The organism is Shewanella sp. Scap07, assembly GCF_013394145.1.
GTDB classification, from domain to species: Bacteria; Pseudomonadota; Gammaproteobacteria; order Enterobacterales; family Shewanellaceae; genus Shewanella; species Shewanella waksmanii.
The window spans coordinates 3,624,429-3,639,378 of sequence record NZ_CP041329.1; the positions used below are offsets into that span (position 1 = coordinate 3,624,429).

Here is a 14,950-nt window from a genome sequence, read left to right on the forward strand (position 1 = left end):
TAAGGGATAAAAACAATAACGCCACCTGAGTATCACTAAGGTGGCGTTATGGCATTGCGCGCAAAGGTCGCGCTTAAGCACTATATTAGCGCGGCAACCGGCCTAATGTGCACCTGTCATTACTGCCAAAGTCACGCACTGTTGCAACGCTTTCATAGCCTAGGGCAATCATCTTGTCGCGGAGTTGCAGCGCCTGGCCAAATCCGTGCTCAAGCAACAGGTAGCCACCAGGGGCTAAGTAGTCTTTTGCCGCCGCGGCAATATAGTAAAGATCAGCAAAGCCATGCTCATCTGCGGTTAAGGCACTTTGTGGCTCGAAGCGCACATCGCCTTGGTTGAGATGTTCATCTTCGGCATCGATATAAGGAGGATTAGATACAATAAGCTGGAAATCGTAACAATCAACGGCATCAAACCAATCACTTTGAATGATCTTGACTTGCGGTTGCTGCAAATGGTCACGATTCGCCTTAGCCAATGCAACCGCTTCAATCACCTTATCAACGGCGGTAATTTGCCATTCCTTACGCTCATACGCCAGCGACAAGGCGATTGCACCGGTACCCGTACCCAAATCAAGCACTTTAGCTGATTGCGCTAACGGCAAATTGAGCGCGGTCTCAACCAAAATTTCGGTATCAGGTCGTGGGATGAGCGTACTGGGATTGACCATAAAGGGTAACGACCAGAACTCGCGCTCCCCAACAATATGGGCAATTGGCGTGCCTAATGCCCGCCGCGAGACCATCTGAGTGAAGCTGTCGATCTGTTCGCCATTTAACCTGTCATCTGGCCAGGTATACAAATAACTACGCTGCTTATGAATCACGTGAAGTAATATCACTTCCGCGTCGAGCTTGGCCGACTCTGAAATTTCGGCCAATTGCGAAGAAGCCCATTCAAGGGCTTCTGAGATAGTCTGAAACAAGGGCTATCCTTAACTTATTATCTGATGCAAAAGGCAGACGTTATTCGTCTGATAACGCCGCTAACATATCGGCTTGGTTTTCTTGCATCAACGGCTCGATAATGACATCGAGATCACCTTCCATGATTTCATTTAAACGATACAGCGTGAGGTTAATACGATGCTCACTCATGCGCCCTTGTGGGAAGTTATAGGTGCGGATTCGCTCTGAGCGATCACCACTTGCCACTAAGCTACGACGAGTGCTTTCCTCTTCGCTGCGACGCTTCTCATCTTCTACCGCCTGAATACGTGCAGACAGTACGCTCATTGCTTGGGCACGGTTCTTGTGCTGCGAGCGCTGATCCTGACATTCAACCACAATACCCGTTGGAATGTGAGTAATACGAATCGCAGAATCAGTTTTGTTGACGTGCTGACCACCCGCACCAGAGGCGCGGAAAGTATCCACTTTAAGATCGGCTTTGTTTATTTCAATCGCTTCAGCTTCAGGGATTTCAGGCAATACAATAACCGTACATGCTGAAGTATGCACGCGGCCTTGGGATTCAGTCTCTGGTACACGCTGTACACGATGGCCGCCGGATTCAAATTTCAAGTTACCGTAAACACCTTCGCCGGAAACCTTAACAATCACCTCTTTAAATCCGCCATGTTCGCCTTCGTTGGCGTTCATCACTTCAACTTGCCAGCGCTTACCTTCGCAGTAACGGCTATACATACGGAACAGATCGCCAGCAAAAATAGCCGCTTCATCGCCGCCCGCACCCGCGCGAATTTCAACAAAGGCGTTGTTATCGTCATTGGGGTCTTTAGGTAGCAATAGGATTTGCAATTCATCTTCTAGCGTTTCGAGCGTCGCCTTGGCTTCTTTGATCTCTTCAGCTGCCATCTCTTTTAGATCAGCGTCATCTTCATTAAGCATCTCTTTGGCTGCTTCAAGATCTTCTTCTGCCTGCTGAAAAGCTTTAAAGCTTTTTACCACGTCCTCAAGTTGAGCATACTCTTTGGACAAAGCGCGAAAACGCTCCTGATCGGCAATAATTTCTGCGTCACTTAGCAGCGCCAATACTTCTTCATTACGCTCAAGCAAGCCTTCGAGCTTGCGAATTACACTGTCCTTCATTAAAACGCTAACCTTAGTCTTTATCTAATCCGAGCGCCGCACGTAACTGACCTATGCTATTGAGGTCGCCTTGGCGGCTGGCTGCGGTTAGTGCTTGCGTAGGGGCGTGGATCAGTTTATTGGTCAATTTATTCGCTAGCTCAAGGATCAGTTTTTCACTGTCTCCGCCTTGGGCAAGCTTATTGATTGCACGCTCTACCAACTCATCTTTTATCGCCATACTGGCCGTTCGATATTCACGAATGCTATCGACGGATTCTAATGAGCGAATCCATTCCATAAATAGATGAGATTCTTCTTCAGCAATTAACTCAGCTTTCTCGGCAGCCTCGCGTCGCGAGGCCATATTTTGTTCAATAATGCTTTGCAAGTCATCCACGGTGTAGAGGAAAGCGTCATCAAGTTCGCCTACTTCTGCCTCTATATCTCGCGGAACTGCTATATCAACCAACAACATAGGTTGATGACGACGTTGCTTCAGCGCTTTTTCTACCATGCCTTTTCCTAATATAGGTAAAGGACTCGCGGTAGAGGATATCACGATATCGGCTTTAGGGAGATACTCTGGTATCTGTTCGAGTGTAATTGCTGTGGCACCGAACTCTTCGCACATCGCTTCCGCACGTGAAATTGTACGGTTTGCCACCACCATCGAATCAACACCGTTATCTTTTAAGTGACGGGCAACCAGTTCAATGGTTTCACCTGCCCCTACAAGTAGCACCTTAGTGGCACTTAACGCCGAAAAAATATGTTTCGCCATACTGACAGCAGCAAATGCCACCGACACTGCTGCGGCACCGATTTCAGTTTCGGTACGCACTTTTTTAGCAACAGAGAAAGTATTTTGGAATAAGCGATCCATGGTAACCGCAACAGTCCCAGCCTCTTTTGCTTTAACAAAAGATTGCTTTACCTGCCCAAGGATTTGCGGCTCACCTAAGATGAGGGAATCCAGTCCAGCGGAAACGCGCATCAAGTGCTGCACCACTTCTTGTCCCGCATAGCGATACAAACAGGGTTCAACATCTTCATGATTTAACTGATGATACTCTTCTAACCATGCAATCACATCGGCCTCTTCGCCGGTATTGCAGTACAATTCAGTACGGTTACAAGTTGAGATAATGACCGCTTCACCTGTCTTAGTACGACTGGCAAGGCTTCTCATTGCATCATGAATTTTATCTGGGGCAAACGCTACCTTTTCACGTAGGTCTACCGTAGCGGTTTTATGATTAATACCGATTGCTACAAGGCTCATTTGACTCGTTCTGGACTCTTGGCATCTCATTTATTGAGGCTCATTCTACTGAATTGAACCAACTAAAAACAGAATACGCTTAACAAAACCGAATAATAATATTAATTGTCACCGATTTTTTTAATTAAACCATGAGTATCGATAACGATAATTAGCCGGCTTGTTGCTGATTCGTCATACCCTTGTGAGCTAGGCATAATAGGCGATTGAGCTAAATTTGATATCAAGCATTGGTATTTTGGTCATGCCCTCGTATGATATGTCTCATCAAATATCAGCAATAGACGAATAATTTGAACCACTTCACAAAAACAGCTTCTATTTTCTTTTTTGCGATGTGCATATTGTTGCAAGCTTGCTCAACTCGGCCACCACAAGACTTAGTTAATGTGAACGTCAATCATGTCAGCCTGGCCTACGCCTGGGAAATGCAGGGCAAACTTGCTGTGCGCACCGAGCAGGACAAATTCAGCACCAACCTCTATTGGTTGCACACCCCAACACGGGATCGGATAACCTTAACCACAATGCTAGGCACCACAGTATTATCGCTAACCCGTGACCCATCGGGCTCAACTTTGCAGTTAGATGGCAATACTTACCAAGATAGTGACCCGCAACGTTTGTTAGCACGCCTTACCGGCTGGTCAATTCCCATTGACACATTACCTTTATGGATCACCGGACAGGTATCCGCTACGGATGTGGTGACAAAGCGTGATGATGCCCAGCGACCAATAAGTGCCCATACCCATGCCGCGACGTCTCCATGGCAGGTACAGTTCAAATCTTGGCAGCAACAAAGCGGCGCCGAATTACCTCGGCTACTAGATGTCAACAAAGATAGCATTCGTCTAAAAATTCAAGTGAGTCAATGGCAGGCGCTTGCACCTAAAGACAATCAAATCACCAATGGCGTCGCCATTGCGACTGAAGGAACACTCAGTGAATAACCCCCGCTCTAACCGATGGCCAGCCCCGGCTAAACTTAATCTGTTTTTACATGTCAATGGCCGCCGCGATGATGGTTATCATGAGTTGCAGACCCTGTTTCAGTTTATTGACCATTGTGACTACCTCGATTTTCAAGTGCGCGAAGACAGCAGCTTACAACTACACTCATCGATGGCCAGCGTTGTCCCTGACAGCGATAACTTAATTCTCAAGGCCGCAAAATCGCTACAGCAAGCCACAGGATGCCAGTATGGCGCCGAGATTTGGCTGGATAAACAGCTGCCAATGGGCGGCGGGATCGGAGGGGGTTCTTCTGACGCGGCCACCACATTAGTCGCCTTAAACCAGCTTTGGAAAACCAATCTTAGTAATAAACAACTGTGCGAAATAGGATTAAAGCTAGGCGCTGATGTCCCTGTTTTTATTAATGGTTTAGCAGCATTTGCAGAGGGCGTCGGTGAGCAATTTACCCCAGTAACACCTACCGAATATTGGTATTTGGTACTGGTGCCGGATGTACATGTATCGACCGCAGAAGTGTTTGCTAATCCAATGCTTACCCGTGATACCCCTAAGTTAGACTGCCAAACTTTAATGAGCAGTCCATGGCAAAACGATTGCCAAAAGCTCGTGTGCGATCGTTACCCACAAGTTGCCAAAGCCTTGGCGTGGCTGATAGAATATGCGCCGTCCAGAATGACCGGAACCGGAGCATGTGTTTTTGGTCAATTCAAACAGCAGCAGCAAGCGTTAGATATCTTGGCAAAACTACCTCAAGATATGCGCGGATTTGTCGCTAAAGGGGCAAATAAATCACCATTAGCGTTGAGATTATCTCAGCCTTAAAGCCATCCAAGAACGTAATTTACGCGCTTGGCCACTAAAATGAAGCATACGCCTGAGGTTCATACAGTGCCTGACATTAAACTATTTGCTGGTAACGCAACACCTAGTCTCGCAAAGAAGATAGCAGATCGCCTATTTTGTAAACTTGGAGACGCAGAAGTTGGCGTGTTCAGCGACGGTGAAATCAGTGTCCAAATTAACGAAAATGTACGTGGTGCGGATGTATTTATCATTCAATCTACCTGTGCACCAACTAACGATAACTTGATGGAACTTATCGTCATGGTTGATGCATTGCGTCGTGCATCAGCTGGCCGTATTACGGCGGTGATCCCATACTTTGGTTACGCCCGTCAAGACCGTCGTGTCCGCAGTGCGCGTGTACCGATCACTGCTAAAGTGGTTGCAGACTTCCTATCAAGTGTGGGTGTAGACCGCGTGTTAACTTGTGATCTGCATGCTGAGCAAATCCAAGGTTTCTTCGATGTTCCAGTTGATAACGTATTTGGTAGCCCTGTACTGCTTGAAGACATGGTCGCCAAAGAACTGGACAACCCAGTTGTAGTATCACCAGACATTGGAGGCGTAGTACGTGCTCGTGCTGTTGCCAAGTTGCTTGATGATTCTGATCTGGCCATTATTGATAAGCGTCGCCCTCAGGCAAACGTTGCACAAGTGATGCATATCATTGGTGACGTTCAAGGCCGTGACTGCATTATCGTTGATGATATGATTGATACTGGCGGAACACTGTGTAAAGCAGCTGAAGCACTAAAAGAACATGGTGCTAACCGTGTCTTTGCTTATGCTACTCACCCTGTCTTCTCAGGTAACGCTGCTAAGAACCTAGCAGAGTCTGTTATCGATGAAGTGATTGTCACTGACACCATTCCATTGAGCCCAGAAATCGCTGCAATCGACAAAGTATCGCAACTGACTATGTCTACTGTTATGGCTGAAGCGATTCGCCGCGTAAGCAACGAAGAGTCTATCTCTGCAATGTTTAAGCACTAATTCGCGCTTTAAACAGCTAAAAGGCACTCCATTGAGTGCCTTTTTTGTTGTCAATAAACTAGGCTCAAGCGCAATTCAACAAAGGGGTAATTGCTGCTGCGGAAACAGGCCGAGAAAAGTAGTACCCTTGATAGATATCTACGCCTTCTTCACGAAGCAAGTTCCTTTGCTCTTTAGTTTCTACTCCTTCAGCGACCGATTGCAAGCCTAAATTCTGGCTAAGCTGTACAATGGTTTTAACCACCATTCTGTGTGGATAGCTGGTTGCACTGTCATCAATGAAGCTTTTGTCTATTTTCAATACATCTATTGGCAGCTTCGTCAGGTACCCGAGTGATGAATACGCTACCCCAAAATCATCAATTGCAATTTTGCATCCCAAATTTCTAATCGACTCGAAGGTGTCGATATAGCGCTCTGGTTGCTCCATGATACTGGTTTCTGTGAGTTCAAACTCGATACCATGTGGATTAACGCCGGTATGAGAAATACTTTGGGTGATCTGCTTAACGAGCCCACCTTGCTTCACCTGCACAGCAGAAATATTAATTGAAACACTAAACTCGCTATCATTTTTCTGCCATAGAGCAAGTTGGGCCATCGCCTCTAATAGCACCCACTTACCGATTGAAGCAATTAAACCCGTTTTCTCTGCTATGGGTATAAACTCAGCAGGTGAAATCGCTCCTAGGGTAGGATGATTCCAACGCAGAAGTGCTTCGGCGCCTACCGCTTCACCAGATATCAACGAAACCTTGGGCTGATAAACTAAGGTGAACTGTGACAGTTCAATAGCTTGATTCAATTCGCTTTCCAAGGCAACTTTGCGTTTAGCCTGATCTAACATTGATGGGTGATATTGCACTAATTGACCTTTACCGGCTTTTTTAGCACTCAACAAAGCGAGATCAATGGCACGAGTAACAGAGATAGCATCCATATCAGCATGATGAAATTGAATGTACCCACCAGACATTGATATATGGATTAAATGATTGGTCAGATCAAATGCATTTTCACTGTGGTTAAAAAACTGCTGATCAAGTGCCGCAAAACTGTCATCAATTGAAGCACCGTCCGCCTGCGTTAATATCATCGCAAATTCATCACCGCTTAATCGAAACACGCAGCCTTTTTGTGCGACAAACTGATCTAACCGCGTTGCAACACCTTGCAGTAACTCGTCACCCACTAGGTGGCCATACTGGTCATTAACTTGTTTAAAGTTATCTAAATCTAGCAAAATCAATATGAAACTGTGGTTTGAATCCGCCGACGTTGCTTTTATCTCAGTGTCTAACCGTTGCAAGAATGCTTTTCGGTTTCCCAGCAAAGTCATATCATCAGTGAGGCTTTGCTGCTGGAAGTGCAGCGATTGTTGCCGCGTTTTTGACTGATAAAGAGACATTATCGATGCAAAAGTGGCAATCACGACTATCTCTAAACTATCCTCAACAAAGTCGAAAATATCATGACTAAAAAGACTGGGAAGATAGGTAAGAAGCAGCGCAAATGCAACGGCTATAGGCCACAATGAATGTGGAAATAAAATTACGTACATCAATGGAATAAGAATGAATGCTTCTTCAATTTTTTCCATATCCATGGGGTAAAGCACCCCTAATGCAACAAACGTGACAATCGCCAAAATGGCGGTGATTTTCTTTAGCAGCGAGCTGCGAGTAAACCGTGAAGTAAGTAGTAACACGGCAACTGCAGCATAAAAATAGGTGATGTTTGTTCCCTGGTGCAGCTGAAACATAATGAGAAAAACGATTGCAAGCAATAATACATATGTGCTGCTCAAAATCAGCTTTATATGCCTAGCTTCAATCCCTTTCAAGCTAGAACCTTGTCGAAAACCCAATGCTGCCTCCTAACTCCTTACCCTGTAAAATTAATACTACACGGCAAAACAGCTTTCGCAACATATAACCAACAAAGGCAGATAGAAATTCGAGCAATCAATAGCAGCTAAATATGTAATACCAATCAGCATAAAGTGGTGCGGGGATAAATGGCAACAAAAAAGCCTGTCATCAAGACAGGCTTTTTTGTTTTCAATAATGGTACGGGAGGAGAGACTTGAACTCTCACACCTTGCGGCACCAGAACCTAAATCTGGCGTGTCTACCAATTCCACCACTCCCGCACGGAGCTGACATTTTACATCGGTCTTGATGTGGGCATAACAACTTAGCCCGTAGCGATCAAAAAAGGCTCATCACTGATGAACCTTCTATTGCAATAATGGTACGGGAGGAGAGACTTGAACTCTCACACCTTGCGGCACCAGAACCTAAATCTGGCGTGTCTACCAATTCCACCACTCCCGCACTGCAATATCGCTTTGGTACTGTTTTATATCTGTACCAAGATAAAAATGGCTGGGATACCAGGATTCGAACCTGGGAATGCCGAGATCAAAACCCGGTGCCTTACCGCTTGGCGATATCCCAATCTAACTTTTTATGTCATAGACATGTCATCTATCACATTAATAATGGTACGGGAGGAGAGACTTGAACTCTCACACCTTGCGGCACCAGAACCTAAATCTGGCGTGTCTACCAATTCCACCACTCCCGCACGGAGTTATCATGTTGACATCTTGATATTGATGCGAACTGAAGCAGCTCGATACTAGATTAACATCTTAGTAAAAGATGGTAGCAATGGCGGGACTTGAACCTGCGACCCCAGCATTATGAGTGCTGTGCTCTAACCAGCTGAGCTACATTGCCACAAAACCATAAAAATGGCTGGGATACCAGGATTCGAACCTGGGAATGCCGAGATCAAAACCCGGTGCCTTACCGCTTGGCGATATCCCAAAAGCTTTGAGAAGTAATAAGAATGGCTGGGATACCAGGATTCGAACCTGGGAATGCCGAGATCAAAACCCGGTGCCTTACCGCTTGGCGATATCCCAATCTTTTCTTACTTCCCACGTCACTAGCCTAAGCTGCAACGCGAAATCAATGGTACGGGAGGAGAGACTTGAACTCTCACACCTTGCGGCACCAGAACCTAAATCTGGCGTGTCTACCAATTCCACCACTCCCGCACGGAGTTATCTATTTTACATCAAGATAAGGATGCTTCCACTAAGTAATTTACTTATATAGAAGATGGTAGCAATGGCGGGACTTGAACCTGCGACCCCAGCATTATGAGTGCTGTGCTCTAACCAGCTGAGCTACATTGCCATCTTTTATTACATGCCCCTCTTGCTGAGGAACGGGGCGTATTATGCTTATTCAGCGTATGCAGGTCAACAGCTTTTTTTCGCTATTTTAAACTATCTCGCTTGTTCGGCTATAACTTCACCAAACTGAGCAGCAGATGGACAAATATCGCTGTAATTCGCTGCTCTACTCGCTATCACTGCCGCTATTACACGCCAATTAAAAACAAAAACGGCCCAATCAAATGATTGAACCGTTATTATTATTGACGAAAAAACGCCAATTTGGCACTTTTATTTAGACATTAAATAAGAAATGCATCACATCGCCATCTTTAACGATGTAAGTTTTACCTTCTACACGAAGTTTACCCGCTTCTTTAGCGCCAGCTTCGCCTTTATATTCGATGAAATCATCGTAGGCCATCACTTGTGCACGAATAAATCCACGCTCAAAATCGGTGTGAATCACACCTGCTGCCTGCGGCGCATTAGCACCGACGCGCACGGTCCATGCACGGACTTCTTTAACACCCGCGGTGAAATAAGTGTGCAAATCAAGTAGCTGATAGCCAGCACGAATAACACGGTCCAAACCAGGCTCTTCTAAGCCAAGGTCAGCCATAAACTCATCGCGGTCTTCAGCGTCCATTTCAGCCAGTTCTGATTCAATAGCTGCACACACCGCAACGACCACGGCGTTCTCTTCAGCGGCAATCGCTTTAACGGCATCTAAGTGTGGGTTATTGTCAAAACCATCTTCCGATACGTTAGCAATGTACATGGTTGGTTTTAACGTTAAGAAATTCAAGTAGCGTACTGCTTCAAGCTCTTCTTTAGTCAATTCCATTGAACGTAGCATTTTGCCTTCATCCAAGATAGGACGCATTTTTTCAAGGATTGTCACTTCAAACTTAGCATCGGCATCACCGCCTTTTGCTTTTTTAGCTTGACGAGTAATAGCACGCTCACAAGAATCTAAATCGGCTAATGCTAGCTCTGTATTGATCACTTCAATATCGGCGGCTGGCGATACTTTGTTAGCAACGTGGACAATGTTGTCATCTTCAAAACAACGTACCACATGACCAATTGCATCGGTTTCTCGGATATTGGCTAGGAACTTGTTACCTAAGCCTTCACCTTTAGAGGCACCGGCAACCAAGCCCGCAATATCAACAAACTCCATGGTGGTTGGCATTACGCGCTCAGGATTAACGATAGCGGCTAACGCTTCTAGGCGTGTATCCGGTACCGGTACCACACCAGTATTTGGTTCAATTGTACAAAACGGGAAGTTTGAAGCTTCGATACCCGCCTTTGTCAATGCATTGAACAGAGTCGATTTACCTACGTTTGGCAGGCCAACGATGCCACATTTAAAACCCATACTTTTACCTTTAATCAATTAATAACGGCATAGCGCCGAAAACATCGCAATGCTATCGCCTTGCTTAATTTAACCCGCTTTGAAGGAATGCAATCTATGCATTGCCTTACTCATATCTTCTTTAAACAATATCTCTGTTGCTCGCACGGCTTCGTCAATCACCTCATCAATCAGGTTTTGTTCAGACGCCGGAGCTTTACCTAACACAAACCCGCTAACCAAGTTTTTATCTCCCGGATGGCCAATGCCAATTCGTAATCGATAAAAACCCTTGTCATTAGCAAGCTTGGCAATAATGTCTTTTAAGCCATTATGGCCGCCATGCCCCCCACCAAGCTTAAACTTTGCTACACCTGGGGGCATGTCTAGCTCATCATGAGCGACCAAAATCTCTTCTGGTTTTATACGAAAAAAGTTCGCGAGTGCCCCGACTGACTTACCACTCAAATTCATGAAGGTGGTTGGGATCAGCAACCTGACATCTTTACCCTGCAACGTAACGCGTGCGCTGAGGCCATAATATTTGCTGTCAGGTACTAAGCTAACACCACAGGTTCTGGCAAGCTCGTTGACATACCATGCCCCCGCATTATGACGAGTGCGGTCATACTTCTCACCGGGGTTAGCAAGTCCAACGATTAACTTAATATTACTCATAACAGCGCTAATTCTCTTAGTAGCAGTCGCAATAAAACGCGGCATTTTAGCACTCAATCTACTTGGCAACAAATCTGTTATCGCGGTCGCTATCCCAAGCCGACAATCAGGTCAATAAAAGCCAAGCTACAAAGGGCAATTAGCCCTTTGTATTGAGAGTATAAATCAACACTAAAGCGAATGTTTGCCAGAACAACAGCAAGGAAAAGCTAGCTGGCCTAAAATGTTGGAACAAATTAGTCGTTTGTGAGGCATGAACTAGCACTTAGGTTTTGAAGCTAAGGTTATAGCGCTAAGGTTATGCCGCCAAGCTTATATGACTGAGTGCCAATGTTGAGCGCCGCTATCAATACTGCCTATTGTAAGCCCATTGCGTACTTAAGCACTTGGCGCTTAACGGGGCCGTCAATATTGGCCAGTTTTAATGCGCCATTGCGTAATAGCTTTAGTGGCGTAAAGTCATTGCTAAAACTGGCGTAGAAAAGGTCCATAGTCGACATCATTAGCTGATTGTCGTAATAGCGACCTCGCTGATACTGTTGTAATGTCGCAGTTTGCCACCAAGGCTCACCACTGTCTTGTGCCTGCTCTATCACATTAATTAATGCAGCGACATCTTTAAAGCCAAGGTTAACCCCCTGCCCTGCGAGCGGATTGATAGTATGAGCCGCATCGCCAATAAGCACTAAATTATCGGCATAGTATCGCTGGGCATGGCGCCGAGTCAGCTTAAAGCTGGCTTTATTAGCAACCGTAAACTGTCTATCTAGGCGGGCAGGAAAGTGCTGCTTAATTTGCTCTGCAAGTTGGAGATTGCTCATACTGGCCAGCTGTGAGATCCGCGCGGCATCATCGTACCAGACTAAAGATGCGTGTTTACCCGGTAAAGGCAGCAGTGAGCGAGGGCCTGTGGGGGTAAACTGTTGCCACGTGACATCTTGCTGGTCAATCTCAGTATCGATGTTTATCAGCATCGCACTTTGCCCATAATCCCAGCCGGTGAGTCCGATATTGGCCCATTGGCGAACTTGAGAGTTAGCACCATCTGCGCCCACCAGCAACTTAGCCGCTATTTGACGATTATCATCTAAGGTTAATTCAACGCCATCTTGACTATATTCTATCTGACTGACTTTGGCAGGACAGCAAAGGGTAATGTCCAAGTCATGTTCAAAGCAGCGCCACAACGCTAGCTGAATCAAGCGGTTTTCGACAATGTGTCCTAGGTGAGTAGAGCTGACTTGATCGGCATGAAACTGGGTTATACAACCATCGAGTTCCCAGGTTTCGAGTCCACGATAAGGCGCTTTACGCATTTGAGCTAAATAAGGCATCGCCCCTAGCTGCTCAAGTAGACTCTCAGAGGCGACACTAATAGCCGATACTCGAATATCTATTGGCTGAGCCGGATCATATTGTTGCGGTTTAAACGCATCGACCACTGCCACCGATAAACCTAGCTTAGCTAAACCTATCGCAGCTGCTGCTCCCACCATGCCGCCACCAACGACAACTACATCTTTTTGCAATGCTTGCGTCACCTTAACTTCTCTCCAAAGAGACAAAATATGTCAAATTTATTCAATCGGTCAGAAGATGTTGCTATACCGTCATCTCTCACACTTACTTACAATGGCGACATAAAACACATCAATTGCTGCTTTACACTTGGGTTTCATTCAAAGTTCGACCCGTTAAGGAGAGACAGATGAAACCACTTGCAAAGACATTATCCATGGCAATGATACTCTTAACCGCCACACTATCAACTGGTGTTCAGGCTGAGATTAAAACCAATACCATGGAAACCATGACTGTCACTTACCGTGATCCAGTTAATTATGCCCTATATCTGTATACCCAAGAAACCTTGGCACTGCAGCGATGGGAAGTGGAGCAAGGAATTTTGGACGATGCGCGTAAAATTTCTACACAACTTGCCGCCAACTACCTGAATCAAGATGATAAACAAGTAAGTGTTGCCACAAGCAGCCACCTAACTACGCAGCGTAAGAGTGAGTAATTTACCGCTTACTTAGTGTAAAAGCTGGTCAGCTAACCAACGACAGGGTAGAATGTCGCGCTATTTTTCCCATGGTTGCAACTAGTGGCGCAAGAGTAATGAGTAAAAAACTCCATATTAAGACATGGGGCTGTCAGATGAACGAATATGATTCATCAAAAATGGCAGACCTACTAGATGATTATCAAGGTTATACCTTGACTGAAGAAGCTGAAGAAGCAGACGTACTGCTGCTTAACACTTGCTCTATTCGCGAAAAAGCGCAAGAGAAAGTGTTCCATCAGCTTGGTCGCTGGAAAACACTAAAAGATAAGAATCCCAATCTTATTATTGGTGTGGGTGGCTGTGTTGCGTCGCAAGAAGGTAAAGCGATTAAAGACCGGGCGCAATGTGTCGACCTCATCTTTGGCCCACAAACCTTGCACCGCTTGCCGGAAATGATTGACCAAATCCAGCAAGGTGGCAAAGCCGTGATTGATGTCAGCTTCCCTGAAATTGAGAAGTTTGACCGTTTGCCTGAGCCACGTGCTGAAGGTCCGAGTGCTTTTGTGTCCATTATGGAAGGTTGCAGCAAATACTGCTCGTTTTGTGTTGTGCCTTATACCCGTGGTGAAGAAGTCAGCCGACCGCTCGATGATGTCATTTTGGAAATTGCGCAACTTGCTGAGCAAGGTGTACGTGAGGTCAACCTTTTAGGCCAAAACGTTAACGCCTATCGTGGCGCAACGCATGACGATGATATCTGTACCTTTGCTGAGCTATTACGCTATGTCGCGGCTATCGATGGTATCGACCGATTACGTTTTACCACCAGCCACCCAATTGAATTTACTCAAGACATCATTGACGTCTATGAAGACACCCCCGAGTTGGTGAGCTTCCTGCATCTACCGGTTCAATCAGGTTCAGATCTAATTTTAACCCAGATGAAACGTGGCCACATGGCCATTGAATATAAGTCGATTATTCGTCGTCTACGTAAAGCGCGACCTGATATCCAGATCAGCTCTGACTTTATTATTGGTTTCCCGGGTGAATCAAAACAAGATTTTGCCGACACCATGAAACTCATTGAAGATGTGCAATTTGACCACAGCTTTAGCTTTATCTATAGCGCGCGCCCTGGTACACCGGCAGCAGACTTGCCTGATGATGTGTCAATGGCCGAGAAAAAAGAGCGTTTAGCGATACTGCAAGACCGTATAACCCAGCAAGCACTGCGTTATAGCCGTCATATGCTAGGTTCAGTGCAGCGCATCTTGGTAGAAGGCCCATCAATTAAGAACCCAATGGAATTACGCGGCCGCACCGAAAACAACCGCGTGGTTAACTTTGAAGCTTCTCATAAGCACATTGGTAGCTTTGTTGATGTTGAAATTGTCGATGTATATACCAACTCACTGCGCGGCGAATTTATCCGTGGCGAAGATGAAATGGATTTACGTCGTGACCTACGCCCATCAGATATTTTAGCTAAGCATAAAAAAGATGATGATCTTGGCGTCACTCAGTTTAAACCTTAAGGGTTGAGTCACGGTGAAAAAAGGCGGCATTGAGCTGC

12 protein-coding genes and 9 tRNA genes are annotated in these 14,950 nt (G+C 45.7%); 5 read left to right on the plus strand and 16 right to left on the minus strand.

Annotated features, from left to right (window positions below):
• Positions 1-85 precede the first annotated feature (85 nt).
• Genes prmC through hemA form a run of 3 tightly spaced genes read right to left on the minus strand, consistent with a single transcriptional unit; the run spans position 86 to position 3,318 of the window.
• Positions 86-928, minus strand: coding sequence for a peptide chain release factor N(5)-glutamine methyltransferase (gene prmC / locus FLM48_RS15860; RefSeq protein ID WP_179025296.1), 843 nt, complete (start codon positions 926-928; stop codon positions 86-88).
• Positions 929-968: 40 nt separating this feature from the next.
• A complete protein-coding gene (gene prfA / locus FLM48_RS15865) occupies positions 969-2,054 on the minus strand; it encodes a peptide chain release factor 1 (protein WP_179025297.1) in 1,086 nt (361 codons plus the stop codon).
• Positions 2,055-2,067: 13 nt separating this feature from the next.
• On the minus strand, positions 2,068-3,318 hold the full coding sequence (gene hemA / locus FLM48_RS15870) for a glutamyl-tRNA reductase (protein ID WP_028775238.1): 1,251 nt from the start codon (positions 3,316-3,318) through the stop codon (positions 2,068-2,070).
• A 293-nt stretch (positions 3,319-3,611) separates the two neighbouring features.
• Between hemA and lolB the strand changes: the two genes are divergently transcribed.
• The 3 genes from lolB (at position 3,612) to FLM48_RS15885 (ending at position 6,132) form a co-directional block, all read left to right on the plus strand.
• Positions 3,612-4,271, plus strand: coding sequence for a lipoprotein insertase outer membrane protein LolB (lolB, locus tag FLM48_RS15875; protein ID WP_256870954.1), 660 nt, complete (start codon positions 3,612-3,614; stop codon positions 4,269-4,271).
• Entirely contained in the window at positions 4,264-5,118 is an 855-nt protein-coding gene (gene ispE / locus FLM48_RS15880) for a 4-(cytidine 5'-diphospho)-2-C-methyl-D-erythritol kinase (protein WP_372847034.1), read from the plus strand. The genes lolB and ispE overlap by 8 nt, the downstream gene beginning before the upstream one ends.
• A gap of 66 nt (positions 5,119-5,184) precedes the next feature.
• Positions 5,185-6,132 (plus strand): ribose-phosphate pyrophosphokinase, encoded by a 948-nt coding sequence (locus FLM48_RS15885; RefSeq protein ID WP_028775241.1) that lies wholly within the window; start codon positions 5,185-5,187, stop codon positions 6,130-6,132.
• A gap of 64 nt (positions 6,133-6,196) precedes the next feature.
• Here FLM48_RS15885 and FLM48_RS15890 read toward each other — a convergent pair whose 3' ends face one another.
• From FLM48_RS15890 to FLM48_RS15950, 13 genes are all read right to left on the minus strand, one after another.
• Positions 6,197-7,894, minus strand: a complete 1,698-nt coding sequence (locus FLM48_RS15890) for a bifunctional diguanylate cyclase/phosphodiesterase (protein WP_179025299.1) — start codon at positions 7,892-7,894, stop codon at positions 6,197-6,199.
• A gap of 305 nt (positions 7,895-8,199) precedes the next feature.
• Positions 8,200-8,284 (minus strand) — tRNA-Leu (locus FLM48_RS15895).
• A gap of 99 nt (positions 8,285-8,383) precedes the next feature.
• Positions 8,384-8,468 (minus strand) — tRNA-Leu (locus FLM48_RS15900).
• 48 nt (positions 8,469-8,516) lie between these two features.
• Positions 8,517-8,591, minus strand: a tRNA-Gln gene (locus tag FLM48_RS15905).
• A gap of 45 nt (positions 8,592-8,636) precedes the next feature.
• Positions 8,637-8,721 (minus strand) — tRNA-Leu (locus FLM48_RS15910).
• Positions 8,722-8,799: 78 nt separating this feature from the next.
• Positions 8,800-8,876: transfer RNA gene (locus FLM48_RS15915), tRNA-Met, on the minus strand.
• Positions 8,877-8,891: 15 nt separating this feature from the next.
• Positions 8,892-8,966: transfer RNA gene (locus tag FLM48_RS15920), tRNA-Gln, on the minus strand.
• 23 nt (positions 8,967-8,989) lie between these two features.
• Positions 8,990-9,064: transfer RNA gene (locus FLM48_RS15925), tRNA-Gln, on the minus strand.
• Positions 9,065-9,114: 50 nt separating this feature from the next.
• Positions 9,115-9,199 (minus strand) — tRNA-Leu (locus tag FLM48_RS15930).
• 65 nt (positions 9,200-9,264) lie between these two features.
• Positions 9,265-9,341: transfer RNA gene (locus FLM48_RS15935), tRNA-Met, on the minus strand.
• Positions 9,342-9,617: 276 nt separating this feature from the next.
• On the minus strand, positions 9,618-10,709 hold the full coding sequence (ychF, locus tag FLM48_RS15940) for a redox-regulated ATPase YchF (protein WP_179025300.1): 1,092 nt from the start codon (positions 10,707-10,709) through the stop codon (positions 9,618-9,620).
• 69 nt (positions 10,710-10,778) lie between these two features.
• Entirely contained in the window at positions 10,779-11,366 is a 588-nt protein-coding gene (pth, locus tag FLM48_RS15945) for an aminoacyl-tRNA hydrolase (protein WP_028775243.1), read from the minus strand.
• A gap of 356 nt (positions 11,367-11,722) precedes the next feature.
• The gene (locus FLM48_RS15950; RefSeq protein ID WP_179026402.1) at positions 11,723-12,862 is read right to left on the minus strand and encodes an FAD-dependent monooxygenase; all 1,140 of its coding nucleotides are present in this window, start codon (positions 12,860-12,862) and stop codon (positions 11,723-11,725) included.
• A 212-nt stretch (positions 12,863-13,074) separates the two neighbouring features.
• Between FLM48_RS15950 and FLM48_RS15955 the strand changes: the two genes are divergently transcribed.
• Both FLM48_RS15955 and miaB read left to right on the plus strand, forming a co-directional pair.
• Positions 13,075-13,389 (plus strand): hypothetical protein, encoded by a 315-nt coding sequence (locus FLM48_RS15955; RefSeq protein ID WP_179025301.1) that lies wholly within the window; start codon positions 13,075-13,077, stop codon positions 13,387-13,389.
• A gap of 98 nt (positions 13,390-13,487) precedes the next feature.
• Entirely contained in the window at positions 13,488-14,912 is a 1,425-nt protein-coding gene (miaB, locus tag FLM48_RS15960) for a tRNA (N6-isopentenyl adenosine(37)-C2)-methylthiotransferase MiaB (protein WP_028775245.1), read from the plus strand.
• The last annotated feature ends 38 nt before the right edge of the window (positions 14,913-14,950 follow it).

What these genes read in the sequence shown, in the direction of transcription:
- prfA (WP_179025297.1), bottom strand. Translation starts at nt 2,054, where the DNA reads ATGAAGGACAGTGTAATTCGCAAGCTCGAAGGCTTGCTTGAGCGTAAT.
- hemA (WP_028775238.1), bottom strand. Translation starts at nt 3,318, where the DNA reads ATGAGCCTTGTAGCAATCGGTATTAATCATAAAACCGCTACGGTAGAC.
- FLM48_RS15890 (WP_179025299.1), bottom strand. Translation starts at nt 7,894, where the DNA reads ATGTTTCAGCTGCACCAGGGAACAAACATCACCTATTTTTATGCTGCA.
- ychF (WP_179025300.1), bottom strand. Translation starts at nt 10,709, where the DNA reads ATGGGTTTTAAATGTGGCATCGTTGGCCTGCCAAACGTAGGTAAATCG.
- pth (WP_028775243.1), bottom strand. Translation starts at nt 11,366, where the DNA reads ATGAGTAATATTAAGTTAATCGTTGGACTTGCTAACCCCGGTGAGAAG.
- FLM48_RS15950 (WP_179026402.1), bottom strand. Translation starts at nt 12,862, where the DNA reads ATGGTGGGAGCAGCAGCTGCGATAGGTTTAGCTAAGCTAGGTTTATCG.
- FLM48_RS15955 (WP_179025301.1), top strand. Translation starts at nt 13,075, where the DNA reads ATGAAACCACTTGCAAAGACATTATCCATGGCAATGATACTCTTAACC.
- miaB (WP_028775245.1), top strand. Translation starts at nt 13,488, where the DNA reads ATGAGTAAAAAACTCCATATTAAGACATGGGGCTGTCAGATGAACGAA.